Origin of the sequence: Muricoccus nepalensis (assembly GCF_006438825.1) — a bacterium.
In the GTDB taxonomy this organism is placed as follows: domain Bacteria; phylum Pseudomonadota; class Alphaproteobacteria; order Acetobacterales; family Acetobacteraceae; genus Roseomonas; species Roseomonas nepalensis.
This window is the reverse complement of sequence record NZ_RCZP01000011.1, coordinates 23,521-47,488: the sequence shown is the minus strand read 5'-3', so window position 1 is coordinate 47,488 and position 23,968 is coordinate 23,521. Positions and strand designations below refer to the sequence as shown.

24 protein-coding genes are annotated in these 23,968 nt (G+C 68.3%); 6 read left to right on the top strand and 18 right to left on the bottom strand.

Features of this window, described 5'->3' with window-relative positions:
* Positions 1-124: 124 nt before the first annotated feature.
* From EAH89_RS13230 to EAH89_RS13200, 8 genes are all read right to left on the bottom strand, one after another.
* Positions 125-577, bottom strand: coding sequence for a hypothetical protein (locus tag EAH89_RS13230; protein ID WP_161993574.1), 453 nt, complete (start codon positions 575-577; stop codon positions 125-127).
* Positions 578-580: 3 nt separating this feature from the next.
* On the bottom strand, positions 581-1,171 hold the full coding sequence (locus EAH89_RS13225; RefSeq protein ID WP_140883798.1) for a hypothetical protein: 591 nt from the start codon (positions 1,169-1,171) through the stop codon (positions 581-583).
* A gap of 56 nt (positions 1,172-1,227) precedes the next feature.
* Positions 1,228-1,596: a hypothetical protein gene (locus EAH89_RS13220; protein ID WP_140883796.1), complete on the bottom strand. Its 369-nt coding sequence runs from the start codon at positions 1,594-1,596 to the stop codon at positions 1,228-1,230.
* Positions 1,593-1,766, bottom strand: a complete 174-nt coding sequence (locus tag EAH89_RS31230; protein WP_161993573.1) for a hypothetical protein — start codon at positions 1,764-1,766, stop codon at positions 1,593-1,595. Before EAH89_RS31230 ends, EAH89_RS13220 begins: the two co-directional genes overlap by 4 nt.
* A 200-nt stretch (positions 1,767-1,966) precedes the next feature.
* The gene (locus EAH89_RS13215; RefSeq protein WP_140883794.1) at positions 1,967-3,208 is read right to left on the bottom strand and encodes a hypothetical protein; all 1,242 of its coding nucleotides are present in this window, start codon (positions 3,206-3,208) and stop codon (positions 1,967-1,969) included.
* A gap of 59 nt (positions 3,209-3,267) precedes the next feature.
* Positions 3,268-5,319 (bottom strand): ATP-dependent helicase, encoded by a 2,052-nt coding sequence (locus EAH89_RS13210; protein WP_140883792.1) that lies wholly within the window; start codon positions 5,317-5,319, stop codon positions 3,268-3,270.
* Positions 5,303-5,641: a hypothetical protein gene (locus EAH89_RS13205; RefSeq protein WP_140883790.1), complete on the bottom strand. Its 339-nt coding sequence runs from the start codon at positions 5,639-5,641 to the stop codon at positions 5,303-5,305. The genes EAH89_RS13210 and EAH89_RS13205 overlap by 17 nt, the downstream gene beginning before the upstream one ends.
* Positions 5,638-6,591 carry a DUF3991 and TOPRIM domain-containing protein gene (locus EAH89_RS13200; protein ID WP_241667008.1) on the bottom strand — a complete coding sequence of 318 codons (954 nt, stop codon included), beginning with the start codon at positions 6,589-6,591 and terminating at the stop codon, positions 5,638-5,640. Before EAH89_RS13200 ends, EAH89_RS13205 begins: the two co-directional genes overlap by 4 nt.
* A gap of 840 nt (positions 6,592-7,431) precedes the next feature.
* Here EAH89_RS13200 and EAH89_RS13195 point away from each other — a divergent pair.
* Entirely contained in the window at positions 7,432-9,105 is a 1,674-nt protein-coding gene (locus EAH89_RS13195; protein ID WP_140883788.1) for a recombinase family protein, read from the top strand.
* Here EAH89_RS13195 and EAH89_RS13190 read toward each other — a convergent pair.
* The 9 genes from EAH89_RS13190 to EAH89_RS13150 all read right to left on the bottom strand — a co-directional run bounded on the left by EAH89_RS13190 (position 9,102) and on the right by EAH89_RS13150 (position 18,839).
* Positions 9,102-9,431 (bottom strand): hypothetical protein, encoded by a 330-nt coding sequence (locus EAH89_RS13190; RefSeq protein WP_140883786.1) that lies wholly within the window; start codon positions 9,429-9,431, stop codon positions 9,102-9,104. The two genes, EAH89_RS13195 and EAH89_RS13190, sit on opposite strands and share 4 nt — an antisense overlap.
* On the bottom strand, positions 9,428-10,114 hold the full coding sequence (locus tag EAH89_RS13185) for a ParA family protein (RefSeq protein WP_140883784.1): 687 nt from the start codon (positions 10,112-10,114) through the stop codon (positions 9,428-9,430). The genes EAH89_RS13190 and EAH89_RS13185 overlap by 4 nt, the downstream gene beginning before the upstream one ends.
* 278 nt (positions 10,115-10,392) lie before the next feature.
* A complete protein-coding gene (locus EAH89_RS13180) occupies positions 10,393-13,683 on the bottom strand; it encodes an error-prone DNA polymerase (protein ID WP_140883782.1) in 3,291 nt (1,096 codons plus the stop codon).
* 7 nt (positions 13,684-13,690) lie between these two features.
* Positions 13,691-15,151: a Y-family DNA polymerase gene (locus tag EAH89_RS13175; RefSeq protein ID WP_140883780.1), complete on the bottom strand. Its 1,461-nt coding sequence runs from the start codon at positions 15,149-15,151 to the stop codon at positions 13,691-13,693.
* A gap of 43 nt (positions 15,152-15,194) precedes the next feature.
* Entirely contained in the window at positions 15,195-15,431 is a 237-nt protein-coding gene (locus EAH89_RS13170; RefSeq protein WP_140883778.1) for a hypothetical protein, read from the bottom strand.
* A gap of 153 nt (positions 15,432-15,584) precedes the next feature.
* A complete protein-coding gene (gene repC, locus EAH89_RS13165; RefSeq protein WP_161993572.1) occupies positions 15,585-16,859 on the bottom strand; it encodes a plasmid replication protein RepC in 1,275 nt (424 codons plus the stop codon).
* A 364-nt stretch (positions 16,860-17,223) separates the two neighbouring features.
* On the bottom strand, positions 17,224-17,607 hold the full coding sequence (locus tag EAH89_RS13160; protein WP_140883774.1) for a hypothetical protein: 384 nt from the start codon (positions 17,605-17,607) through the stop codon (positions 17,224-17,226).
* Between the two features lie 546 nt (positions 17,608-18,153).
* Positions 18,154-18,585, bottom strand: a complete 432-nt coding sequence (locus tag EAH89_RS13155; RefSeq protein ID WP_140883772.1) for a type II toxin-antitoxin system VapC family toxin — start codon at positions 18,583-18,585, stop codon at positions 18,154-18,156.
* Complete coding sequence (locus EAH89_RS13150) at positions 18,585-18,839, bottom strand: type II toxin-antitoxin system Phd/YefM family antitoxin (protein WP_140883770.1); 255 nt, start codon at positions 18,837-18,839, stop codon at positions 18,585-18,587. Before EAH89_RS13150 ends, EAH89_RS13155 begins: the two co-directional genes overlap by 1 nt.
* Before the next feature lie 211 nt (positions 18,840-19,050).
* Between EAH89_RS13150 and EAH89_RS13145 the strand changes: the two genes are divergently transcribed.
* Genes EAH89_RS13145 through EAH89_RS13130 form a run of 4 tightly spaced genes read left to right on the top strand, consistent with a single transcriptional unit; the run spans position 19,051 to position 21,935 of the window.
* A complete protein-coding gene (locus EAH89_RS13145) occupies positions 19,051-19,506 on the top strand; it encodes a nuclear transport factor 2 family protein (RefSeq protein ID WP_241667007.1) in 456 nt (151 codons plus the stop codon).
* Positions 19,507-19,514: 8 nt separating this feature from the next.
* Entirely contained in the window at positions 19,515-20,063 is a 549-nt protein-coding gene (locus EAH89_RS13140) for a sigma-70 family RNA polymerase sigma factor (protein WP_140883767.1), read from the top strand.
* Complete coding sequence (locus EAH89_RS13135; protein ID WP_206667547.1) at positions 20,060-20,926, top strand: anti-sigma factor family protein; 867 nt, start codon at positions 20,060-20,062, stop codon at positions 20,924-20,926. Before EAH89_RS13140 ends, EAH89_RS13135 begins: the two co-directional genes overlap by 4 nt.
* A gap of 19 nt (positions 20,927-20,945) precedes the next feature.
* A complete protein-coding gene (locus EAH89_RS13130; RefSeq protein ID WP_140883765.1) occupies positions 20,946-21,935 on the top strand; it encodes a YncE family protein in 990 nt (329 codons plus the stop codon).
* 56 nt (positions 21,936-21,991) lie between these two features.
* On the opposite strand, the gene EAH89_RS13125 is transcribed toward EAH89_RS13130, so the two are convergent.
* Entirely contained in the window at positions 21,992-22,540 is a 549-nt protein-coding gene (locus EAH89_RS13125) for a hypothetical protein (RefSeq protein ID WP_140883763.1), read from the bottom strand.
* Between the two features lie 221 nt (positions 22,541-22,761).
* On the opposite strand from EAH89_RS13125, the gene EAH89_RS13120 reads away from it, so the two are divergent.
* Positions 22,762-23,967, top strand: a complete 1,206-nt coding sequence (locus tag EAH89_RS13120; RefSeq protein WP_140883761.1) for a molybdopterin-dependent oxidoreductase — start codon at positions 22,762-22,764, stop codon at positions 23,965-23,967.
* Position 23,968 lies beyond the last annotated feature (1 nt).

Sequence of the window (23,968 nt, the reverse complement as noted above, 5' to 3'; positions counted from 1 at the left end):
CTGGCATAGGGGAAGTGTCGGGAAGCCCACGGTGTTCGTTGGGCATCGGCCAGGGCCTTCCGAGGATCGGAGCACCACCAGGGTGAGGCCGCGCCACAGTATTTGGCCTGGTCCGAGCCATCAGTTAGAGACTCATGGATAGAGGCCGGTCACCCTTCGAAAAAGGGTTTGACAGCGTCACTCCGTACAACACACCCAGCAGCGTGGCCCCGTTGGTAATGGCGGCCCCGTAGCGCCAGGCGGTCGGGGCGGCGTTGTGGGTGTGGTGGCGCCGCACGAAGTCGGCCGCGCGAGCGAAGCTCACTGGCCGGATCTCGGGGTTCCAGTCCAGCAGCAGCTGGCCGCAGCCGGTGTCGGCCACCCGGCGCAGGCCGTGGCCGAGCAGAACCTCAGCCCCGAGATGGCGCAGCAGGTCGCGCGCCCACGCCGGGTCCTCGGCCATGCCGGCGCACACCTCCTCATGGGCCGTGAGGCAGCAGGTCTCCAACAGGAAAGCGTGGTCGGACCACGCCTGCGCCAGTTCCAGCACCGGCGGTTCGCCGCAGTGGCAGCAGGTGGTGGGGGCTTGCCGTGCCACGGCTCAGGCTGCCATCCGGCCACAGCGCGCGGCGCAGTGGCGGTGCAGCTCCCGAACCATCTCGCCGATGCCCGCGACCATCGGGCCGAGGTTCGGTGCCTCGGCCGAGCAGCGGATGCGATGGTGTTCGCCGAAGTAGCTCTCGCCGATACGCGGCTCCAGCAGCACCACGCCGCCCACCTTCAGGACCCGGGCGAGCCGCGTCAGCAGCAGGGCGACGTCCTCGGTGCGGCCTTCCTGATCCTGCAGGCGGTCCATTGCCCGCCGGAGGGCGGGGATCGACTTGCCGTAGCGGCCGAAATCCGCCGCGGTGAAGACGTCGGCGTGCTCGGGGGTGTAGCCGTAGTGGATGCCGTAGGCATCGGTGCTGCGGTCGTCGATCTGACACGTCCAGCGCAGGCCCTCGTGCAGGATCGGGCGGGGCGTGTCGTCCCAGCGTACCAGGGGGTGAAGGTCGCCGTACCGGGCGGGCACCGCCTCGCTCCGCGTATACATGACCAGGGCCTCGATGTGCGCGTAGGCGCCGTCGCGCGAGGCGTGACCGAGGGTGGGCCGCAGCACGAGGAAGTGCGGCAGCTGTGCCGGAGTGGGCATGGCAGTTCCTTTCGGATCAGGATGAGGAGGGCAGTCGGGAGGGCGCGGGGCGCCCGTCAGGTGTCCGGGTCGAGTATCGGGAGAAGCGGCGGCAGGGGCTTTGTCAGCAGGGTACGAACCCGCAGTCGCCAGTCGGCGAACCACTGCACGAGGTCGGCGCCCGACACCGGCTCATCCTCGTCGAATGCCTCGGCCTCGAAGGCCACGGCCTCGTCCAGCAGGCGCTTCATGCCGGGGGAGCGGGCGAGCAGCGCGACGTAGGCCGCGGTCTCGCCGATGCCGCGGTCGGAGCCGTCATGGACGATGGCGACCTCGACGGGCGGGCTGCAGTCGGTGCGGATCAGGCAGAAGCCGTCCGCCATCACGTCCTCCAGCACCCGGACGGTGAGATGGCCGTCTATCTCGGGCAGGATGACGGGGCTCACCGGCGGGCCTCCTGAAGGGCCGGCACGCGGACGGTGGAGGCGTGCTGCGCCAGGAAGCCCGGCAGCACGGCGCCGCCGAGCAGGATGGCGACGATGAGGATCAGGCCGACGGCGGCTTCGATGTCCTGCCGGCGGCCCTTACGCCTGGCGATGCGCTCTGCGAGATCCATGGATCCCCTTCCTTCTTCTGAGTCTTCTTCTCGAAGACCCAGCCCGCCGGCCGCCCCAACCGGGGCGAGGCCAGGGCGCCGCGTAGCGGCGGGAGCGCAGCGACGAACCCTTGCCGCGCTCCGGGAGAGGGTGGCAGGGCTCTCCCTCCTCCCTTCCCTATTCCATCCTTCTTCCCCTCTGCTTCCTCCTACTCAGAGGGTTACGCCGCCTTCGCCACTGGCCTGGAGTGCAGGTCGAGGTTCTCGCGTCGGACCAGTTGCTGGTCGATGGGCAGGACAGGCTCACCCAGCTTCCACGCGAGCTTGTCGCGCCAGGTCAGGCGCCGCAGCGGCAGATCACGCGGCAAGCGCAGCGGCAGGTGCTTACGGGGTCCGTGCGCCCAGTACATGGCCTCGGTATCGAGGTAGTGCAGGGCCTCGTCGCGCGTGAGGAACACGACACCCTGGTCGAGCAGAACCCGATGGGCGATCGCGGTGGCCGGCAAGGCATTCAGGTCCGCGTCGGTCGGCCGCAGCGCCACGCCGCGCAGGTCGCCGTAGCCCAGGTCCTCCCAACGGTCGGGGTCGTAGTGCCGGCCGACCGTGAGCTGTTTGCTGACACCGTTGCCGTAGCGCGACGGCAGGAAGACGATGGGCACGCTGAGATCTGCCGGACGCGGGGCCGCTCCGGTAACGGGCAGGGGATCATCCAAGTCGCCGTTCGCCAGCAGTGCCAGGAACTCGTCACGGCAAGGTAGAACTCCCGTGGGAAAGTGCTCGATCCTGGCCTCCAGGAAAAGCGGGGACTCGGGAGGGCAGGCAGGGTCCGCGCTCAGCGCCTTCATCATGCTCTCGGCGAGCACGAGGCTTTGGCGGTGCGTCTCCACGGACAAGCCCCTCGCCCGACCAGCAGATTCGACCATGTTCGTGCCGATCCAGTGCAGGATCTCGTTGCCCATCTCCTCGTGACGACGGGCGAAGCGCGGCCGACCTCGATCGGGGTCGAAGCCGAGTTCGGCGCACAAGTCGCGGTACTCCGGCGTGGTCCAGTCGTAGCTCTGCAGCTTCCTCAACCGGGCGAGCAGCGGGTGCGCGGCGGTCATCTCGTCCATCGGCGAGGCGTACTGAAGGCAGAAATTCGCCAGCACCGGCGAGCCTAGAGCGACGAGGAGCTTGACGGTCACGGTCCAACGCGAACCCTCGCGGTCGCAGTGGAACCAGGCGACGTCGTCGGCCCCGCCGTCCAGGAAGTCGTCCGCCATCTTCCGGTCCGTCGCGTTGGGCAGCCAAGTCACCAGGTCCGCGATCTGGCGCGAGGCGCCGGACGTCGTGGAAGGCTGCAGCAGCGACGCGCCCCAGCGCCCCTCGTCGGGCATCCACGTCGAGATCCGCACCCGGCCGAGCCCGGTGGTGTTCAGCGCGTAGCGGGCGCGACGGCTCGCGCGTGTGTCTTTGTCGTTCACGTAGCTTCTCCGTGGGATGGTGGACAGGAAGGGCGGGTGCGCCCACGAGGCGCACCCGCTCATGTCGTCGGCCGGGAACGCAGGCCGGCGAGCATCTCGTTGAGGGCGTCCATGCCGGCTTGGCGGGGCGAAATCCGCGCTGGCCGGCGTGCCTCCGGGCGCAGCCAGCCCTCGTGGCGGTTGTCGGCGGGGATATCGTCGAGGAAGGGCGAGGGATCGACGTAGCCGCGCCGGAACTCGGCGTAGGTGACGGACACCCGCTCTTTGCCCCGGGTCAGCGCCACGTAGGCGAGACGCCGCTCCTCGGAGGCCTCGCCGTACTGGCTGGGGAATACGGTGGTGTTCCACGCCGGCAGGAAGACGTGGGCGAACTCCAGCCCCTTGGCCCGGTGCAGGGTGAGCAGCTGCACCCGCCCCTCGGTGTTCTCGCTAGGCGCGGCGCTGGCCAGGGCGGCATGCTCCAGCAGTTCGGCCGCCGAGTGGAAGTCGCCGGCCAGCAGCACCAACTCGCCCAGGTTCTCCAGCCGGCCTTCCACGGTCTCGGCCCGGCTGTCGCGCAGCCACTGCCGGTAGCCGGTACAGTCGAGCAGCATGGACACCCGGTCGGCGACGGTCGCTCCGGCGTCGGCCGCGACGGCGCGGATGGCGTCGGCGAAGGCTCCAGCCGCCCCCCTGACCTTGGGCGGCAGCTCGGCGGTGTGGCAGGCGGCGAGCAGTGAGGAACCCCGCCACTCGGCGTCGCGCTCCAACAGGTCGAGCGCCTTGGGGCCAATGCCGCGCGGCGGGCTGTTGCAGGCGCGGCGGAACGCCTCATCGGACTGACAGTCGTCCGGGCAGGTGGCAAGGCGCAGCAGCGCTAAAGCATCCTTGACCTCTGAACGCTGGTAAAAACCGACGTCGCCGACGAGCACGTAGGGCACCTTGGCCCGCAGCAGTTCCTCCTCGATGCCGCGCGACAGGTGGTTGGCGCGATACAGGATGGCGATGTCCTGCCAGCGCACGCCTTCTGCACCGCGCTTGCGGATCTCGGCGGCGATGCCGATCGCCTCGGCCTCGTCGTTGCGGAACTTCACCACCTCGATCGGCTGGCCCTGCTCGCGGGTGGTGCGGAGCGTCTTGCCCAGCCGGGTTTCGTCGCGGGCGATCACCGCGTTGGCCGCGGCCAGGATGTGGCCGGTGGAGCGGAAGTTCTCCTCCAGCTTGACCACGGCGGCGCCGCGGAAGTCGCGCGTGAAGCGGCGGATATGCTCGATGTCGGCGCCGCGCCAGCCGAACACGCACTGATCATCGTCGCCCACGGCGAAGATCTCGCCGTGGTCCTTGGCCATCAGCCGGAGCCAGCGGGACTGGGAAGCGTTCACGTCCTGGTACTCGTCGGCCAGCAGGCAGGAGAAGCGACCGGCGAAGCGCAAGCGGCGCTCCTCGTCCTTCCCCATCGCGACGGTGGGCCAGAGCAGCAGGTCGCCGAAGTCTGCGGCGTTGGCCTCGCGCAGGCGACGCTGGTACTCGGGATAGATGCGCGCCGCGGCGCGCAGCCCGGAGGCGTCGGCCAGCGGGTTGGAGGCCAGCATCGCCTCGGCCCGGATGATTGCCTCACCGGGGATGATGAGGTTGTCCTTGAAGCGGCCGATGTGGCCGGCCACGGCCTTCACCGGGTCCTTGGCCATGCCGTCGTCCTCGCCGGCCTCGGCGCCCATGGCCTTCATGGTGCGCTTGAGCAGGCGCTTGCTGTCGTCGGCGTCGAGCACGTCGAAGTTCTCGCGCAGCCCGGCCATCTCCGGCTCCTGCCGCAGCTGGCGGGCGCCGAGGCCGTGAAAGGTGCCGATCCAGGACGGCGCCGTCTGCCCGCCGAGCAGGGCGACGATGCGCTCGCGCATCTCGCCGGCCGCCTTGTTGGTGAAGGTCACGGCCAGGATGCGCTGCGCCGGGATGCCGCGCTCGGCGATGCGCAGGGCGACGCCGGCAGTCAGGGTCTTGGTCTTGCCGGTTCCGGCCCCCGCCAGCACCAGCACCGGCCCGTGCATGCCGGCGGCCTCGCCCTGGGAGCGTGTCAGCCCGGCCACCAGGCGGGCGCGATCGACGGGGACGGAGATGTCAGATGCGATCGGCATGGCAGTTCCATCCGTGGCAGAGCACCAGAGCGGCCTCGGGGCCGTCGTCGTGGTCGAGGCTGAGCAGGGTGAAGGCGTCGTCCAGCAGCCAGCGGCCGTCCTCGTCGCACTCGCCCGCGACCACCACGCCTCGGTAGTGGTCGGAGCCGTTGTCGGCCTCGACCAGCACCGGCCGGTCGATCGCGGCATCGCCGGTCGGCGGGACCGTGCAGCGGGCCTGCAGCTTCGGGGGTAGCCGGAGGAAGGCGGCGTGTAGCGCCGAGGCGAGCGCTTCCGCCTCCGCGCTGGGGGCCGTGGCGGTGCTCTCAGTGGTGAGACTCATGCCCCCCTCCCCTTTGTCAGGATGTCATTCCAGTCGTTCAGCCCGCCGGGTGGCAGCAGGCGCTCGCAGCGCACGCCCGCCGCGGCGGCACGCTCGGCCAGGAAGGCGGCGTAGCGCTCCCCCGGCGGGTCGTTGTCGGTCGCCGTGGCCAGCAGGGCACCCGGGAGGGCGGCCATCCCGGCCAGCAACAGGTCGAGGGCACGAACCGACCCCGGCCCCATGCCCCCCGTGGTGGCGACGTACAGGGTGTCGCCCTGCAGGCGCTCGATGGCAGCGAGGCTGAGCGCGTCGATCGGCGCCTCGGCCACAGCCAGCCGGCGCGGGCGCATCGTGCGCGAGGGGATCCAGCCGGGCATCCGGAACAGGGTTTTGTCGCCGCCCTTGGCGAAGCCGCGGAACTCCGGCCCCCGCATGTCGAAACCGGTCAGCGCCCCCGCCTCGTCGCGGTGGGCGAACCAGGCGGTGCCGTAGGCGCCCTCCCGGATGGCGTCGGCCGCTGCGGCGGCGCGCAGCACCGGGCCGGGCAACCGCCGGACCTCGGCGAGGTAGCGCCAGGCGCGCGAGCCTGGGCGGAGCGGCTTGGCTGCCGACCAGCGCTCGGCGGCCGGGGCGCCCCCCTCCCCGCGCGAGCGCACCCGCTCGTGCTCGGGGAAGCTGGGCTGCAGCCCGACCATCTCGCGCAGCAGCTTGCGGGCGTGGCCAAAGTTCAGATCCGGTCGCAGGTGCTGCACTAGTCCGAACACGTCGCCCTTGGCGGTACTGCCGGCATCCCACCAGCCGTGGCCGCCGTGGTTGACGATGATGATCTCGCCCTGGCCGCGCCGGTACTTCAGGCATTCCCGGGTGCTCTCGGCCTTATCCAACCTCCATGGCGGCGGCATGCGTTCCAGCAGCGCGGCGCAGTTCACACCTTCCCGCAGCCGCTGCAGCTCTTCGTCCTGACCACTCATCCCTCGGAATCCTTCTCCTGGATTCCACCCGCCAACCGCGAGGCGGGCGCGGGACAAGGGCGTGGCCGGGGTCTGCCCCGGCCCGGGAGCGCAGCGACGCACCCTTGTCGCGCGTCAGCCGCTAGCGGTAGCGGCTTCTCCCCTCCTCTCCTGCTCTCCACGCCCTGCGGTCTCCTGAACCTGTCTGGCGCAGGATCGGGGAAAGTGGCGCAAACGGGGAAAGCGCCTTCTTTGCTTAGGTGGTGCACACTCTGCCCCACCGGCGGCTACACTCAGAGCAGCCATACCAGAGTGACGATACGGCAGTTGCAGTTCTGGTAGGCGATGGTGATGGGCGAAGTGGGGCAGCTGAGTTCCGAGGCTACTAGGGGCTGAGCCCGCAATCGGCGTCGAGTGGTGAGGCTATGTACCTTCAACGCAAAGTGGGTGCTCTGCTGACTGACATTGCATTCTTGCTGGATCTGGACCATCCGAACGCAATCCACGGGCTACGCTTCAGCGTTCCTGTTTCATTCTCTGGCCTACGCCGGGCTTCGTCGCGCCGGTCTCGGCGACTACCGACCGATTGAACTGCGCCCCTGGTCAGGCCTTTTCGGGCGGATCTGCCGGAGGTTTCGCCCCATGCTGCGTCGCGGTCGGCTCGGCGCCCAGAGCCCAAGCTGGGCGGTCAAATCGATTTCTTTGCGGACCCGCGACGGGCCGAGCCGGCTGGACCAGGTCTACCGCCGGCTCCTGGCGGACGGGCTACCGGTGGATGCGCCGTTACCCGCCGACAGCAGCCAGATGCCACTGCGACGCCCACTGCCCGACGTCGCCCACGACAAGCCAGGGAGGTAAACCATGCGTGCCGCCATTTACGCTCGGGTATCCACCGAACGCCAGGAGCGTCAGCAAACCATCGAAAGCCAGCTCACTGCCCTGCGTGCCTGGGCCGTCGAGCAAGGCCACGATCTCGCCGCCGGGCACGTCTTCCGCGACGAGGGGTATAGCGGCGCGCGGCTTGATCGTCCGGGCCTGGACACCTTGCGTGATGCTGTCCGCGATGGGGCTGTCGAGATCATCGCTGTGCTCACTCCCGACCGCTTGACCCGCAAATACGCTTACCAAGTGCTACTGCTCGAGGAATTTCGGCGTGCTGGCTGCGCGGTGATGTTCCTGCAACATCCGATCTCCGACGATCCGAACGACCAGTTGCTGCTGCAAATCCAAGGCGCCATCGCCGAGTACGAGCGCGCTGTACTGGCTGAGCGGTTTCGGCGTGGCAAGTTGCAACGAGCCCGGGAAGGCCAGATCATCGGTGCCAAAGCACCCTACGGCTACAGGTACGAACCCCGCCGCGATGGCCGGCCAGGCTGTCTGGTCGTTGATGAGGCAGAGGCAGCGATGGTCAGGCAACTCTACAGCTGGGTCGCTGATGAGGGGCTGTCCGTGCGCCAATGCGGCCATCGTCTGAACGAGGGGCCCTGGGTGACAAGGTCAGGCCGAGCGTTATGGTCGCTGTCAGTCGTGTACCACATCGTCTCTGATCCTGTGTACGCAGGCACGGCCTACGTCAACAGACACGAATATGTCGTGCCCGAGCACCACCGACCGGCGACGCGCCGCACTGGAGAGCGAACGAGCCGGCGTGCGCGACCGCGTGAACAGTGGATCGCCATACCGGTGCCACCGCTCGTGGAACAGGACACCTGGGATCGGGCGCAGGCGCAGATGGCGCGCAACGCCAAGCTGTCTTTCCGACGAAACAAGAAGACCAACTACCTGCTGCGCTGCCTGCTGAAATGCGGCAACTGCGGCCTTGGGATCCACGGTTGCGTCTTTCCTGGCTCCGCTGAGCGGCGGCCCTGGCGCTACTACCGGTGCTCGGGGAAGGATCCACTCACGCGTGCGCGTGCGACGAAATGCCCGCGGGCGTGTATCGATGCCAACGCACTTGATCAGGTTGTCTGGGACCACGTCGCCGGCCTGCTCGGCGACCCTGAACGGCTGTTGGCGCAGTTCGAACGCTTCGCGACCGAAGCCAGCGTGGTTGAGAACGCGCCCCGCTCGGCACAAAGCCAGATCCATCAGCGGATTGAACGCATCGAGCGTGCCGATCGCCGCTTGGTCGAAGCTTACCAGGCGGAAGTGATCAGCCTCTCTGAGCTTGCCGAGCGGCGCGAGGCGCTGGCTACCCAACGCAGATTGGCCGAGCAGCAACACGCCCAGTTGCGGCGCCTGCAGGAACAGCATCAGCGTACGCTCGCAACGTTCGAAGGCCTTTCGGCTTTCAGCTCACGGATTACCGCTCGGTTGCAGACGACGAGCATCGCCGAACGGCAGGCTATCTTGAAGCTCGTTGTCGAGCGCATCATCGTGCATGACGACCATGTCGAGATCGAGCATGTCATCCCGCTGCCCAAGCCAGGCCCTGATGCCGGTAGCCGCACTTGCTTGCCCGTCGCAAGATTGCGTTCGGATGGTGTGCAGGCGACGAAAGAGCGGCCTGCAGTCAGGCTTCTGAGCACTTACTAAGTGATGCCGTTTCGCTTCATGAGTTCCTCAACACCTTCCCAATACGAAAGACGGTGCTCCTCACAGAACTTTATGAAACGAGCAGCTACGGCTTCGGGAACTCGCATGTTGATGGCGACTGTAGGCCCGATATCTTTTCGCTTCCGCAGCACTGTAGCTCGGGTATTCTCTCGCGGCACGAAGCCTAGCGCTGCGCCCGCCGCATCAGCCCGTTCAATCGCAACGGGTTCTGACCTTGAATTATCAGCGCTGGGGGCAAACTTTTTGAGCTTGTCTGCGGTAGTGGGCTTTCGCGCGGCTGTAAAACCGAAAGGATCATCGGTCATGGCACGGCGCCTTCAGCCGGCTGCGGTGAGAGCACGTCCACCACCTCATCGGCGAGGCGTTCAGCGTTACGGATGGCCTCTGGAAGGCCATTCACCTGCGTAGGGTCAAGCTCACTCACTGCTAGCTTGCGGACGAACATAGCTTTGAAGGCTTGTCGTTCGTTGAGGTGCGTCTTGAGCAGCGGCAAACCAGCACCTGCAAGTGCGCTGACGATCTCCTTCTCAATCCGCGTCGTGATGGCCGGGTTTGTTCTCGTGAGCAGCACACGGAAGGGTATCGTGCGGTCGCCTAACGCTTCTTCTTCCTCATGAATGAGTTGTACTGCTCTTCCTGCTTGCCGTGCATCTACGCCGCTAGCCTGCAATGGAATGAGAACTAGATCGGCCTGTGTGATAGCTCGAGAGACTAATCTGCTCGCAGTACCTTCCAAGTCAACTATGACAAACTGACGTTGCGCACGGTGGTCCCGGATCGTTCTAATAACTGTGCTCTCGGTGATGTCACCTATAACGTCGAACATGATTGCTGATTGACCAGACCGCCATTCAACGATCGGCCGGTTCGGGTCAGCATCTATCAATGTTACACTTGCCCCCATCCCTGCGAAGGTTTGCGCCAGGATCAGAGCAGTTGTGCTTTTACCCGCTCCTCCCTTTGGGTTGGCGACCACTACAACCGGCATACTGCCTCCAAACAGCCCAGACACATTCCATGCAACATGTAGCAATGGCAGGCGTCATGTAGCAAGCGCATTCTACATGTAGCTTCATGTAGCTATCAATAGTTGTACCACGCTACATGGTGCTACATGGTGCTACATGTTGCTACATGTTGCTACATGGTGCTACACAAGGCTTTAACATGCTACATTGGTGTAGCATTTGCTACATGAATATAAAGGACTGATTTAAAACCTTTTAGGTGACCACCCCACCATCAGTGGCGGTGGCGTTCCTGCAGTCAGTGGAAGTCCCGACTAGACGGTAACTTGGCCCGACATCGTGCTGATCCTGGATCGGGGCGCCTTACTTCGTCGGCGTGGCCAACAGCTCGGTCACTCCAACCTTCGGGTACACCACCCTGCATCAGTCCGCTTAGTAGGTCGGAGCGATCCTCCAGCTTGCGGCAGATCAGGTGGGTGATCGGCACTTCCGCTCGCTCGGCCTCGCGTTCCACCCTCGCCTCGACTACCAGCAGCCGGGCGCCGATCAGCGCAGCGCGGTCGCGTGTGCCGACGTCGGTGTAGACGACGAGGTTGGCGGTGCCGTGCTCGTCCTCGACCGTAATGAACACGATGCCCTTGGCCGTGCCGGGTCGCTGCCGCATCAGCACCATGCCCGCCAGCCTGATCCGCTGCCCGGCGCGCATGCCCTCGAGGTCACGGGTATCCTGGCATCCAAGCTCTCGAAGCTTCGGCCGCAGCAAGGCAACCGGGTGCTGCCGTAGGCTTAACCCGGTCGCGGTGTAGTCCAACACCACCGACTGCCCATCGGCCTCGGCTGGCAGGGCAGGGCAGGGCTCGCGGAGGAGAGGCGGGTCACCGGCCGCCGCTGCCTGGGCGGCGAGGCGCAGCAGGGGAGGGGTGTCGTTCTCGACGCCCTTGGCGTCCCACATCGCCGCCCGGCGATCGAGACCCATCCCCGCGAAGCCGTCCGCCTCGGCCAGCGCCTCGATCGCCTTGCGGCCGACCCCGGCCCGGCGCACCACCTCGTCCACCGAGGCATAGGGCGAGCCGTTGCCGGACCGCCGTGCCTCGGCCACGCGCTTGCCGTCCTCGGCCGACAGGCCGGCGGCCATCCTGAGCCCAAGCCGGAGGGCGAGGCCCTCGGCGCTGCGGGCCTCCGGCTCCAGGGTGCAGTCCCAGCGGCTTTCGTTGACGTCCAGCCGCCGCACCACCACCCGATGCTGCTGGGCGTCGCGCACGATCTGCGCCGGGGCGTAGAAGCCCATCGGCTGGCTGTTCAGCAGCGCCGCGGCGAACACCGCGGGGTGATGGCACTTCACCCAGGCCGAGGCGTAGGCCAGGTGGGCGAAGCTGGCGGCGTGACTTTCGGGAAAGCCGTAGGAGCCGAAGCCCTCGATCTGCTTGAACACGCGCTCGGCGAGTTCGGGGTCGTAGCCGCGGCGGACCATGCCGCCGACCAACTTGTCGCGGTATACTGCCACGCCCTGCGTGTACTTGAAGGTGGCCATGGCCCGGCGCAGCTGGTCGGCCTCGCCGGGCGAGAAGCCGGCGGCGACGATGGCCACGCGCATGGCCTGCTCCTGGAACAGCGGCACGCCGAGCGTGCGGCCGAGTACCTGCTTGAGCTCGTCCTTCGGGCCGTGCTCCTCGCTAGGGGAGGGGTAGACCGGCTCCTCGTCGCCCCAGCGGCGGCGTAGGTAAGGATGCACCATGTCACCCTGGATCGGCCCCGGCCGAACCAGCGCCACCTGCACCACCAGGTCATAGAACTTCGAGGGCCGCAGGCGGGGCAGCATGTTCATCTGCGCCCGGCTCTCGACCTGAAACACGCCCAGGGAGTCGGCCCGCCTGAGCATGGCGTAGGTGTCGGGGCAGTCGCGCGGAACATCGGCGAGGTCGAGGTCGGCGATGCGGTGCCGGCGCAGCAGATCGAAGCCTCGACGCAAGCAGCTCAGCATGCCCAGCGCCAGGATATCGACCTTGAGCAGGCCCAACGCCTCGACGTCGTTCTTGTCCCACTCCAGCACCGTGCGGCCGTCCATGGCGGCGTTGCCGACCACCGCCATCTCGATCAGCGGCCCGCGCGACATGACGAAGCCGCCGACGTGGGTGGCGAGGTGCCGGGGGAAGTCCTGGATCTCCTCGGCCAACTCCAGCGCCAGGCCGAGCCGGCGATCGGAGAGGTCGAGGCCCTCGGCCGCGGCGATCTCGGCGAGGCTGCTGTCCCGCTCAGGCCCCCAGCTTGCCTTGGCCAGGCGCCCGGTAACGTCCTCCGACAGGCCGAGCACCTTGCCGACCTCGCGCACCGCCGAGCGGCCGCGAAAGCGGATCACGGTGCCGACGATCGCCGCACGGTCGCGCCCGTAGCGGCGGTAGATGAACTGGATCACCTCCTCACGGCGCTCGTGCTCGAAGTCGACGTCGATGTCGGGCGGCTCGGCCCGCTCGGCCGACAGGAAGCGCTCGAACAGCAGGTCGTGCTTGGAGGGGTCCACCGCGGTGATGCCGAGCACGTAGCAGACGGAGGAGTTGGCGGCCGAGCCGCGCCCCTGGCACAGGATGTCCTGGTCACGGGCGAAGCGCACCACCTCGTCCACGGTGAGGAAGTAGGGCGCGTAGTCCAGCCGCTCGATCAGCCGCAGCTCGTGGTCGATGCGCCCCTGGATGTCGGCGGGCACGCCGCGCGGGAAGCGGCGGCCGCAGGCCTCGGCGACGCGGCCCTCCAGCGTCTGCTGCGGCGTGCGGCCGGGCTCGATGATCTCGTCGGGGTACTCGTGGCGCAGCTGCGACAGCGAGAAGCCACGGCAGGCCTCCAGCACACGGAGCGTGTTGCCCGGCGCGGCGGGCGCGCGGCGGAACAGCCGCGCCATCTCGGCCGGCTCCTTCAGGTGCCGCTCGGCGTTGGGCTCGGCCAGCGGTCCGAGCCGGTCCACCGGTCGGCCGAGGCGGATCGCCGTCAGCACGTCGGCCAGCCGGCGCCGAGAAGCGACGTGGTAGCGCACGTCGTTGGTCGCCAGCAGATCCACACGGGCGAAGGCGGTCATCTCGGCCAGCGCCTCCAGCCGGTCCTCGTCGATGTCGTCGAAGCGGATCGTCGCCGTGCACAGCAGCGGCAGCGCCAGCCGGGAGCGCAGTGCCGGGGCATCGGCCCGCAGGCGGTCGGCAAAGGCGGCGTTCGGGCGGACGGGGGAGACGGCGGCCATGCACCAGCCCTCCGCGTGCCCGATCATCTCGTCGCGGGTGAGGGCGCACTCGCCCTTGGGCGAGCGCATGCGGCCGAGCGACAGCAGCCGGGTCAGGCGGCCGAACGATGCCCGATCGGTTGGCCACACCAGGTACTCTGCACCATCCTCCAGTTGCAGGCGGCAGCCCACGGCGTAGGCGATGCCGGCCTCTCTGGCGGCGACGTGGCCGCGCACGGCGCCGGCCAGGCTGTTGGTGTCGCAGATACCCACGCCGGCGTGGCCGAGCACCGACGCCGCGACCACCAGCTCGCCGGGATGCGAGGCGCCGTCCAGCAGGGTGAAGTTGGAGCGGCAGCCGAGCTCCGCGTAGGCAACGGACACCGCGCGATCAGTTCATGACGCCGTGGAGGAACCAGCGGGCCGGGGCAGACGGGAGATCCATGCCGAGCCGGCACACCCACAGCCGGCTGCCCTCCTCGGTCTCGACCCGGAAGTAGTCCCGCCGTGGACGGTCGTGCTTGTCGCCCCACCATTCCGGCTCCAGCCGCTCCGGCCCGGCAGCGTGCCTGATACGGTGAACCCGGCCGTCCAGGCGCAGCCGGGCAGGGGGGCCGTCCGGCACCTCCGCCAGCACGGCGAGCTCCTTGGGCTGCGGCAGCAGACGCACCGGTCGGCGGCGATCCTCCCACACGTCCGGCTCCTCCGGCGTGGCGTAGGGATCCACCATCGCCACGGAGTCCTCGGGCCAGTGACTACCGGTGGCTGCCACGCGCCACACCACGGCACGTTGGCCGATGCGGTCGATCAGCTCCGACAGCATCCGCTGCTGTTCCCCTGCCAGGGCGGCCACACCAAGACTGCCGATCAGCTGGCGGGCCTGTAGGGCGTTGGTCTCTGTGGCGCGCAGGATCATGCGCTCGAAGCCGAGGTCGGGCTGCAGGGTGCCGAGCGGCTCGGCGAACAGCCGTCGCAGGTGGGCGGCGTCACGCGAGGAGCTGCCGATGCCAAGGGCCACCTCCTGGACATCGCCGTCGACGCGGAAGGCCAGAAGGCTGAGGCGCCGGGCGCCGCTACCCGACTCCTCGAGCGTGGCACACAGCTCGTCCAGCAGCGCGTCTACGGCGCGGTCGATCGCCGGGCGGGTGACGATCGGCTCCAGAAAGGCGCGGACCGCCAGCAGGGCAGGGGGTGGCCGCACCAGCGTCAGCGGCCGCGCCCTTGCCCCCGAAGCGAAGTCCAGCGCGTCGAGCAACGGCCGGCCGAACCGCCGGGTCAATGGCGCCCGTGGCTGGCGCAGCACGTCGCCGACCGTCAGCAGCCCGAGCCGGGCAAGGCCGGTCGCGATCTCGCCGGGAAGCCGGAGCGCCGCGACCGGCAGGGCGCCGATCGCCGCCAGATCGCCGCCGACGGGCACCACCACGCCGCTGAACCCGGCCCGGACCATGGCCGCTGCGGCATCGGCGTTGCCGGCCATCGCGACTCGCGCCCGGTAGCCGGCCCGGCCGAAACAGCGCTCCACCTCGGCCAGCATGGTCCTCTCGCCGCCGAACAGGTCGGTACAGCCGGAAACGTCGAGGATCAGCCCGTTCGGGGCATCCAGTGCGACGATCGGCGTGAAGCGCAGCGCCCAGTGCCCGAGGCGCTGCAACAGGTCCGCCTCACCGGGCGGATCGGCGGCTCGCAGCACGAGGTCCGGCAGCATGGCCTGGGCATCGGCCAGGGCCTGTTTTGCGTGCAGGTGCGGGGCGTCGACGCAGACCAACACCCGCCGGTTGCCCACGGCCTGCCACGTCGCGATCGCCTGGCCCGCGAGGCTCGGCTCGCGGCGCCGAAGCGCGTCCACCGCCAACCACGGCAGCTGCACAGCGACGAAGCGACGGGCGTTGCCCGAGTCACCCCGCACTGTGCGGACGCCCCCTCGTGGGTTTGCGCATCAGGACAAAACCGGCCCGCTCCAGATGCTGGGTCAGGTGCTGCGCCGCCAATCCCGCGACCATCTCGCCACCATGCGGCCTTGGCCGTCCTCGCTCGTCGTAGCGCAGTGCGTAGGACAGTGCCTCGGCCACCTCCTCGGGACGAGCGGGGGTCAGGGAGTTCTCGTTGGATTCGTTCGGAAAATGGTCGGCCATGCCGCCACCCTATCGGGCGAATCTCGAACAAAACAAGAACTGATTCCCAGGCTGCGCGCTGGCAAAGCCGCGAGATGAGGCTCCATGACTCGCGGAATGCCTGCGCCGTAAGGCTTTGCGCGGTCGGGTGAATCCTGCGTGGCAGCACGGAAATCAGCCCAGCAGCCGGCCGAAGCTGCCCTGCGCCACCTGTCCTCGGCGAGTCGCCTTACCCGGCCGCCCGGCCATGTCCGCAAGGCCGTGCAGCGTCTTGTCGAGCCGCAGTTCACCCTTGAGGTGTTGCTCCACCATCTTCCGGAGGTAGCCGGTCGGGTTATGAACCATCTTGGCCGCGTGCTTGGTCGCGATGGTGCCGACCACGATCGCCGCGCCCCGGCCGCCCAGCACCAGCTGCGCCTGTCCGTAGGTGTGCGCCGAGATCTGCAGGTGCTGCCTCACCACTTGGCTGGCCTTCTCGACGTCCGACCAGTCCGGCCGCGAGGAACTCACCCAATCCCGGTAGGCAGGGACGAGGTGCAACAGCACTTCCGGGTTCATCGGGAAGCCGCGGAGCAGGTCGTCCTTCGCCGCGCTGGTGGCTGCTACGACGGGCTGTGTCGGAGTGCCGACCTCACCACCCACTCCACCTTCCTCCTGAGCCGGGCGAGAGCCTTCCCGTGCAATTGCTTTAGCAATCATGGTCTCAGTAGTAGTTGTAATAAGGGTGTCCGTCAGGGAACCCTGGGGTTCCTTATCAACGCATTCCACAGGCTCGACAAAAGCCTGGATGGCATCGGCTACCCGGTAGTGCAGAGCTTTGAGACGCGCCTCGATCGGCACGAGGCGCCGAGGATCGGAGACGCCCTTGGCCGGCTGCGCCAAGGTCTTCGCCTCGGCGGCCCAGACGAGCCAGTCGCCTCCTTGCAGCCCGTTCTCGATGCCGTGGTCGGTCATGGACAGCACGCGCCGCGACCAGGCGCTGCACTGGGCGCGTAGCGCCTTGGCCTCCTGCAGCAGGGCCTCGTACTCGGCCGAAGCGGCCAGAAACTCGGGCATCCGCTCGCCCACCGGGCTCAGGTCGAAGCCGCAGGCCTGCAGGATTTGCTGGGTGCGCGGGCAGCGCCGGCCCCAGCGCTTGCCGGTGCCGACGTCGATCGCCCGGATCAGCCCGAGGTCGATCAGCTTGCGAATCCGCTTCTTGAGGCCGCTGAGGGACAGGTCGAGGTGGCGGCAGAGCTCCTCGTTGGAGGGCCACACCACCCGTGCCCAACCGGCCTGCCAGTCCGCCTTCCGGCTGTAGCGGAAGAAGGTGTCCACGGTGCCGGGCACCCAGCGCGGGAAGCCCATGGCGGGTACGGCCGCCTTGAAGGCGGACAGGACCCGGCCGCGGTCCAGCTCCTCCAGGATGCCGCTCAGGCCGGCGGTGGCCTGCAACTCGGCCTTGGTCACCACCCGACGCCCGGTTTTCGGGTGCAGGGGGACCTCAGAATCTACTCTCGGCATAGCTCGCTCCTCGCGAGCGCGCAGTCGCACCGTCGACAAAGCTTCTCCGTTGCCAAGCGAAGTGTCGCTTGACGAAGGGCGGGCTCAATCCTAAATTGGGGGCTGACAGTGGTCCCAATTTAGTTTTTCAGTGCGATACGGCTGGTGCTTGGCGGCACCGGCCGTTTTCGTTTTTAGCGCGCTATAGGTTGTGTCCTCACAGGACGGTTGAAGAATTGCCCGGAAGCGTTGGCGGACGAGTCCGGACGATGAACATTGCGGGCAACCGGCGGATAAAGTCCAGCCATAACGCTCCGCAAAAAGATGGAAGCTAGGCGGCCAGCACTCGCTGCAGCATGCCAAGTCGACCGAGATAGCTGTGGAAGGCGGTCATCACGACAGCTGCCCTGGTGACGCTATGCACGTTGGCAAGGTGATCCACCCCAGCCTTCAGCTTCTCATCTAGCCAGAGTGACTTTCGCGCTCTGCCTGATGGGGGTGCCAGAAAGAGGATCTGCTCCCCCGCCTCAACGCGCTGGATCAGTTCGGCAATCGCCTCTTCATGAAGGTCGCGCGCATAGAGGCGCTTGTGGTCAGGGCCACCCTGCCGGTTGCGACTGTCCACAAGCTGCTGAATGGCATCCATGAAGCCTGGCGGCAGCGGCGCATCCAACTTGGCCATGCTCGCCGTTCTGTCGGTCAGGGGGCGGACCATCCTAGCGTTCCACGGGGCTCCTGCCCCTGCGCATGGGGCATACGGCGTTGCTTCTATTCCGCAGCATGCCCGAGAAAGGCCTAAAGAGCCAGAATCCTTGTAGTTTGATGCTGAAGTCATCTGGCCCTCGTTTTGCGCTTCATCGCAACAGGCCACGAGATACTGGCCTTTCGACGCGAACGAGGATGACCCGGATGGGGCCGCCTACTGCCGCTCGCGACCCCACTTTGCACTACGCCCCTATCAGGGGAGCCTAGCGCAGACCCTGGGCAGAAACGGACGTGCTGCCCGGTTAGTCGGAATGATCGTTCACCACCCTACCCAGCATCAGGTCGTGGCCGGAAAGGGGCATGGACGAGGTACTTCAACCTTGATCCGCCGACGCGCCACGCCCGCCGATGGCGCGACGAGAGCGCCAGTCTGGGGCGCTAAGCCACCTTTCCAGCCCCTTGAGCGGCCGCTGAGCGGCCGTTGAGCCGCAGATATCTTACAATAACGCCCCGGGGGGTAGGTAACGGTCAGACGAGCCAACGGTCGAGGTAGGGGCTAACCGGCTTCCTCGCTCATCCATGGGTTCAGGAGAGTGACACCGGTCGCCAGGAAATCCCGCGTGTTCCGGGTGACGATCGTAAAGCCGTGCACCAGACCGGTTGCCGCGATCAACGCATCGCGTTCGGCTTTGGGATCCGGCACATGTAGCCGCGCGCACCGTCGCGCCACGCGGTAGTCGATCGGCAGGATCCGTGGCTGGAACGCTGGCAGGACCTGCTCGTCCAGCCAGCGTCGCAGCATTGCTCCCTGGTCGGGATCGCGGTGCTCAACCTGCAGAACGCCGAGTTCAAGCTCAAGCAACGTAATGGCCGAGAGGAACAGGCTCGCGGCCTCCACGCCGTCGGCCCAACGCGATACGGCAGGATGGGCCTTTCCCGACCGGACCTTGCGCAGTTCCGAGACGACATTGGTGTCGAGGAGGAACATCAAGCCAGATCGGCAGGCTGCAAGCCGATGCGGACCAGCGCGGGGTCGAAGTCGATGTCCTCGCCGCCGGGCATCGCCAGCAGGTCGGCGATCCCAGCAGGGGTTCCGCGGAGGCGCTGGTAATCCTCGAAGCTCAGCAGAACATGCGCCGGTCGACCTCGGTCGGTGATGACGACAGGTCCGTGACCCGCAGCTTTCTTGGCCCGCCCGGTGTCCTGGTTGAACTCCCGACTGGTGAGGGTCGTGATGACCATAGCAAACCCCGCGCGAATGTAGAAACGTTTATACTATGTGGTTCTCCTGCATCTGCGTCAACAACCAAGATTCGACCAACCCCCTGCGCTTTCGTCATGAACACGCCTGTCGAGGCCCTTGAAGGTCGGTGAGATTTTCTGGAACCCACGGGAATAAGCGGCCGCGAGCGGTGTCTTACCGGCATCAACTCCGATGCGAGGCACCCTGCCGATGCTCTATCCCCGCCGCCGCTCCCTTGGTCTTCTGGCCATGGGTGCCCTCGTGCTGGGAACGGGCTGCGCCACCCTGCCCAGTCCCGCCCAGGCCGGCCCTGCCGCGGACATGGCCCAGCGCCGCATCGCGGCTATCGCGGCGGGTGACACCGCGGCCGTGATGGGCAGCTACGCCGACAACGCCGTGCTGGAGTGGGTCGGTGGCCCGCTCGATGGTCGCTATGCCGGCCAGGCCGCCATCGGCGGAGTCTGGGGCAAGTTCATCGCGGCGCAGGGGCCCATGCAGACCCGGGTCGGTCAGGTGCTCGAGAGTGCCAACCCGCGCGGGCAGACGGTGGTCGCCGACGTGGCTTTCGCTGGCCGCATGACCGTCAAGGTACGTTACGTCATGACCTACCGCGAGGGCCGGCTGGTGAGCGAGACTTGGCAGGTCGATCCGAACCTGCCGGGCTGATCCGGGCCATGTTCGGGCGAGGCAGGGCGGCCGATACGGCCGACGCGATCGAGCGCCACATCCCGGCGCTGCGACGCTTCGCCTGGGCCCTGCTGCGGGACGGCACGGCGGCCGACGACCTCGTGCAGGACTGCCTGGAGCGAGCCCTATCCCGTTGGCACCTGCGCCGGGCAGAAGGCGACTTGCGGGCCTGGCTCTTCACCATCCTGCACAACCTGTTCCTCAATGGCCGTCGCGGCGCAGGACGCCGCGGCGACGTCGTGCCCGTGGAGGGGGATACCGGGGAGGCATTCGCCGACGAGGCCGCCGGAACCGCAGCGGAGAGCCTGCTCGTCTGGCGCGATGCCCTGGCCGGGCTGGCCGCCCTGCCGGAGGAACAGCGCGTTGTGCTGCTCCTCGTAGGCGTCGAAGACTTCTCCTACGAGGAGACGGCCCGGCTGCTCGGCGTGCCGCTGGGCACGGTGATGTCGCGGCTGAGCCGGGGACGGGCGCGGCTGCATCGGCTGATCGAGGGCGAGGACGCGCCCGCGCGTCCGGCCCTGCGGAGGGTGAAGTGACGCACGATCCGACCCCGATTGGGTCTTTCCCGGTCACCGAGGACGACCTGCAGGCCTGGATCGACGGGCGGCTGCCCTCCGGGCGGCAGCGCGATATCGAGGCCTGGCTAGAAGCCAACCCCGAGGCGGCGGCGCGCTGCCGTGCCATGGCAGCCGAGCGCGAGGCCCTGCGCGCGGCGCTCCGGCCTTCCCACGACGCGCCGATCCCGGCCCGACTGCGGGTGGCGCATATTCAGGCCCAGCAGGACCACGCGCGGGCCCAGGGCTGGCGCCGAACCGCCGCCGTCCTTGCCTGGGTAGTGCTCGGCGCGGGGCTGGGCTGGGCCGGGCACGGCCTCGTCCCCGCCGGTGCGCCGCGCCCGGTGGTGGCCCAAGCCGGGCCTCGTCCCATGGTGGCCGAGGCGATCGCTGCCCACCTGGTTTTCGTGGCCGACGCGCGGCGTCCGGTGGAGGTGGCGGCGCAGCAGGAGGATCTGCTGCTGCGCTGGCTTTCCAACCGCCTGTCGCGTCCCGTCTCCGCGCCCAACCTGGCAGCCCAAGGCTACCGCCTGATGGGCGGCCGACTGCTGCCCGGTGCTGGCGGCGACCCTGCCGCCCAGCTCATGTACGAGGACGCCGCCGGGGCGAGGCTGACCCTCTACCTGCGCGCTGACCGCGCTGAGGAGGGCGAGACCGCCTTCCGCTTCACCGACGACGCCGCCGGCGGCGTTTCCGGCTTCTGGTGGGTGGATCGCGGCTTCGGTTACGCCGTGCTCGCCCAGGGGATCGACCGCCCGGCGCTGCTGGGATTGGCCGAGGCCGTCCACCGCCAGGTCCTGACCACCCCGGCTGCCCCGAACGGGCGTCCGGCACCGAGCCTCTGATACGAACGGGAACCCCGCCATGACCACTCGCCTCGCGCGTCCACGCGCCCTGCTGCTTGCCGCCGGCTTCCTGCTTGCCGCGGCGCTGCCGGCCCTCGCCGCCGGCTTCGACGGAGGTATCAAAAATAACTCCCTCGCCCTCAGCCCCGACGAGGGAACGGCCGTCGTCTCCTACAGCGACGACCCGGTGGTGATCGTCTACGACATGGCCGCAGGGCGGGTGCGGCAGCGGCTGGAGGGCTTTACCACGCCGCGCAACATCGTCTTCTCGCCCGACGGCGCCCGTTTCTACGTGTCGGACAGCGGAACCGGGCGCGTAAGCGTCTTCGAGACCGCCACGCTGCGGCAGGTCGACACCCTTGCGGCCGGTGCCGGCGCCTTCGGCACGACCCTCTCGCGTGACGGCGCGCGCCTCTACGTCAACAATCAGGCTGCCAGCACCGTCTCCGTCTTCGATACGCGCAGCGGGCGGGCGGAGGCGGTGGTGACCGGTCTCGCCCAGCCGCGCCAAGGCGTGCGCCTTTCGCCGGACGGCGGGACGCTCTTCGTCACCAACTTTCTCGGCGACAAGATCACCCTGATCGACACCGCGACGAACCGGATCACAGGCGAGATCACCGGCTTCGACAAGCTGCGCGCCATCTCCGTCACCGCCGACGGCGGCACGATCTACGCTGCCAACAGCGGGCGGAACACCGTGTCCGTGGTGGATGTGGCCGCCCGGCGGATCGCCGCGGAGGTGCCGGTGGGCCGCGACCCTTACGGCGCCGCCCTGACGCCGGACGGGCGCTACGTCTACTCGGGCAACCTCCAGGACAACTCGCTCTCCGTCATCGATACCGGCACCCGGGCGGTGGTGGCAACGGTGACAGGGCTGCAGGAGCCGCGCCAAGCGATTGTCTTCTCGCGCGATGGGGCGCGCGCCTACGTGCTGAACCGTGACCTCGGCATCGCCGTGGTGGACCGCGCTGGCAATCGGGTGGCGCGCACCCTGTCGCCGGGCGGCTGATGCGGACGCACTGCGGGCGGCCCGGTGGCCAACTGGCCGCCTGGGCCGCCTCCACGTCAGACCGGCAGGTCGTGCGCGTGGACGTGGTGGGCGGCGTTCCGCTCCAGAATGTCGAGGGCACGCCGCTCCAGTTCCGGCGATCGGGTACGGACCCAGAGCAGCTGCCCGCCCTCGACTGTCTGCTGCGCCTGGTCCGTCGCGCGGCGGCGGGCCAGCATCACGGCCAACAGGGTGCCCAGCACCGCGCCGACCCCGCCCGTGGCCGCGGCGACACCGGCGGCCGCCAGGGTGGTGGCGCCCGCTGCCGCCGCAACCCCACCCCCGCTCATCGCCGGGATGATCGCGAAGCCGCCGATCAGCGATCCCTCCGCGTTGCCCAGCGCCTCGGTGCAGAAATGGTCCGTGCGCGGCGCCGCGGGATCGTCCGCCAGCTCGACGGACGTCTTGCCCGAGGCGGCTCCAGCCTCGGCCAGCAGGCTCAGCTCGCATCGCGCGAAGCCCGAGGTCAGCAGTTCGTCAACAGCCCGCTCCAGCGCGGGGTAGGTGTCGAACAGACCGACCACCTCGCGGATCGTGCGGGGCTCAGCAGGCGCTTCGATAGTCATGGAATCCTCCGTTCCTCGGCCTGCCTAAGCTCGGGGTCGGGTGCCGCCGTGACCAACACCGTGCACCGATCAGTTCCATCGCGATGCGTGATGATCCCACGGGTGGAGCGTTGTTCAGCCAAAGCGATCACTCCGATCGCCATCATGACTTGGACCGTCGATCCAGGAATACGCACCTTGGTCACCGGGTTCTCGATGCGAAGGGCAGGGGAGAAGTAAGGATGACAAGCAGCAGAAGGCACCTGCTCGGTGGCGCGGCCGCCCTTGCCGCGGCATGGGTCAGCGGTGCCCGAGCGGCCGAGGTGGATCTGAACCTGCCCGGCGGCGGAGGGGTACGGCCCCTGATCACGGACTACCCGCAGAAGGGCGCGATGATCCTGCAGCGCACCCGCCCGCCGCTGCTGGAAACGCCCTTCGAAGTGTTCGACGAGGGCACCTTCACCCCGAACAACCGCTTCTACGTGCGCTGGCACTGGGCGGTGATCCCGACCGAGGTAGACGTGAACGCCTTCCGCCTGGAGGTGAAGGGCCACGTCAACGCGCCGCTCTCCCTGACGCTACGGGAGCTGTACAACCTGCCGCGGGTGGAACTGGCGGCGGTCAACCAGTGCTCGGGCAATTCCCGCGGCCTGTTCCAGCCGCGCGTGCCCGGCGCCCAGTGGGGCAATGGCGCCATGGGCAACGCCAAGTGGGTGGGTGTGCGCCTGCGCGACGTTCTGGACCGTGCCGGCGTCCGGGCGGGCGCCACGGTCGTGCGCTTTGGGGCGCTCGACCAGCCGGTGGTACAGGAGGGTCCGGACTTCATGAAGTCCCTCGCCCTGGACCACGCCCGCGACGGCGAGGTGATGATCGCCTACCTCATGAACGGCGAGCCGATGACGCTCAACCACGGCTTCCCGATCCGCCTCATCGTGCCCGGCTGGTTCTCGACCTACTGGGTCAAGGCGCTCAACAGCATCGAGGTGCTCGACGGACCCGACGAGAACTACTGGATGAAGACCGCCTACCGCATCCCCGACACCCCCGGGGCCAACGTGCGCCCGGGCCAAACCGGCTTCGGGACGGTGCCGATCAACCGCATGGTACCGCGCTCCTTCGTCACCAACCTCCGGGACGGCGCGGGCCTGCCGATGGGGGCGCCCGCGCCGCTGCGCGGCATCGCCTTCGGCGGCTCGACCGGCGTGCAAGCGGTGGACGTGTCCACCGACGGCGGTGCCTCCTGGCAGCCCGCAACCCTCGGCCCGGACGAGGGCAAGTACGGCTTTCGCCGCTGGGAGGCGGGCTTCACGCCCACAGCACGCGGCGAGGCGCGGATCATGGTGCGCTGCACGAACAACGACGGTTTGGCCCAGCCAGCCGAGCCCAACTGGAACGGCGGTGGCTACATGCGCAACGGCATCGAGACCACCTCGGTTCGGATCGGCTGAG

Coding starts and splice junctions, on each gene's coding strand:
- EAH89_RS13225 (WP_140883798.1), bottom strand. CDS start 1,171: ATGCCCACTCCGGCACAGCTGCCGCACTTCCTCGTGCTGCGGCCCACC.
- EAH89_RS31230 (WP_161993573.1), bottom strand. CDS start 1,766: ATGGATCTCGCAGAGCGCATCGCCAGGCGTAAGGGCCGCCGGCAGGAC.
- EAH89_RS13210 (WP_140883792.1), bottom strand. CDS start 5,319: ATGCCGATCGCATCTGACATCTCCGTCCCCGTCGATCGCGCCCGCCTG.
- EAH89_RS13205 (WP_140883790.1), bottom strand. CDS start 5,641: ATGAGTCTCACCACTGAGAGCACCGCCACGGCCCCCAGCGCGGAGGCG.
- EAH89_RS13200 (WP_241667008.1), bottom strand. CDS start 6,591: ATGAGTGGTCAGGACGAAGAGCTGCAGCGGCTGCGGGAAGGTGTGAAC.
- EAH89_RS13195 (WP_140883788.1), top strand. CDS start 7,432: ATGCGTGCCGCCATTTACGCTCGGGTATCCACCGAACGCCAGGAGCGT.
- EAH89_RS13190 (WP_140883786.1), bottom strand. CDS start 9,431: ATGACCGATGATCCTTTCGGTTTTACAGCCGCGCGAAAGCCCACTACC.
- EAH89_RS13185 (WP_140883784.1), bottom strand. CDS start 10,114: ATGCCGGTTGTAGTGGTCGCCAACCCAAAGGGAGGAGCGGGTAAAAGC.
- EAH89_RS13170 (WP_140883778.1), bottom strand. CDS start 15,431: ATGGCCGACCATTTTCCGAACGAATCCAACGAGAACTCCCTGACCCCC.
- EAH89_RS13160 (WP_140883774.1), bottom strand. CDS start 17,607: ATGGTCCGCCCCCTGACCGACAGAACGGCGAGCATGGCCAAGTTGGAT.
- EAH89_RS13155 (WP_140883772.1), bottom strand. CDS start 18,585: ATGTTCCTCCTCGACACCAATGTCGTCTCGGAACTGCGCAAGGTCCGG.
- EAH89_RS13150 (WP_140883770.1), bottom strand. CDS start 18,839: ATGGTCATCACGACCCTCACCAGTCGGGAGTTCAACCAGGACACCGGG.
- EAH89_RS13145 (WP_241667007.1), top strand. CDS start 19,051: ATGCTCTATCCCCGCCGCCGCTCCCTTGGTCTTCTGGCCATGGGTGCC.
- EAH89_RS13140 (WP_140883767.1), top strand. CDS start 19,515: ATGTTCGGGCGAGGCAGGGCGGCCGATACGGCCGACGCGATCGAGCGC.
- EAH89_RS13130 (WP_140883765.1), top strand. CDS start 20,946: ATGACCACTCGCCTCGCGCGTCCACGCGCCCTGCTGCTTGCCGCCGGC.
- EAH89_RS13125 (WP_140883763.1), bottom strand. CDS start 22,540: ATGACTATCGAAGCGCCTGCTGAGCCCCGCACGATCCGCGAGGTGGTC.
- EAH89_RS13120 (WP_140883761.1), top strand. CDS start 22,762: ATGACAAGCAGCAGAAGGCACCTGCTCGGTGGCGCGGCCGCCCTTGCC.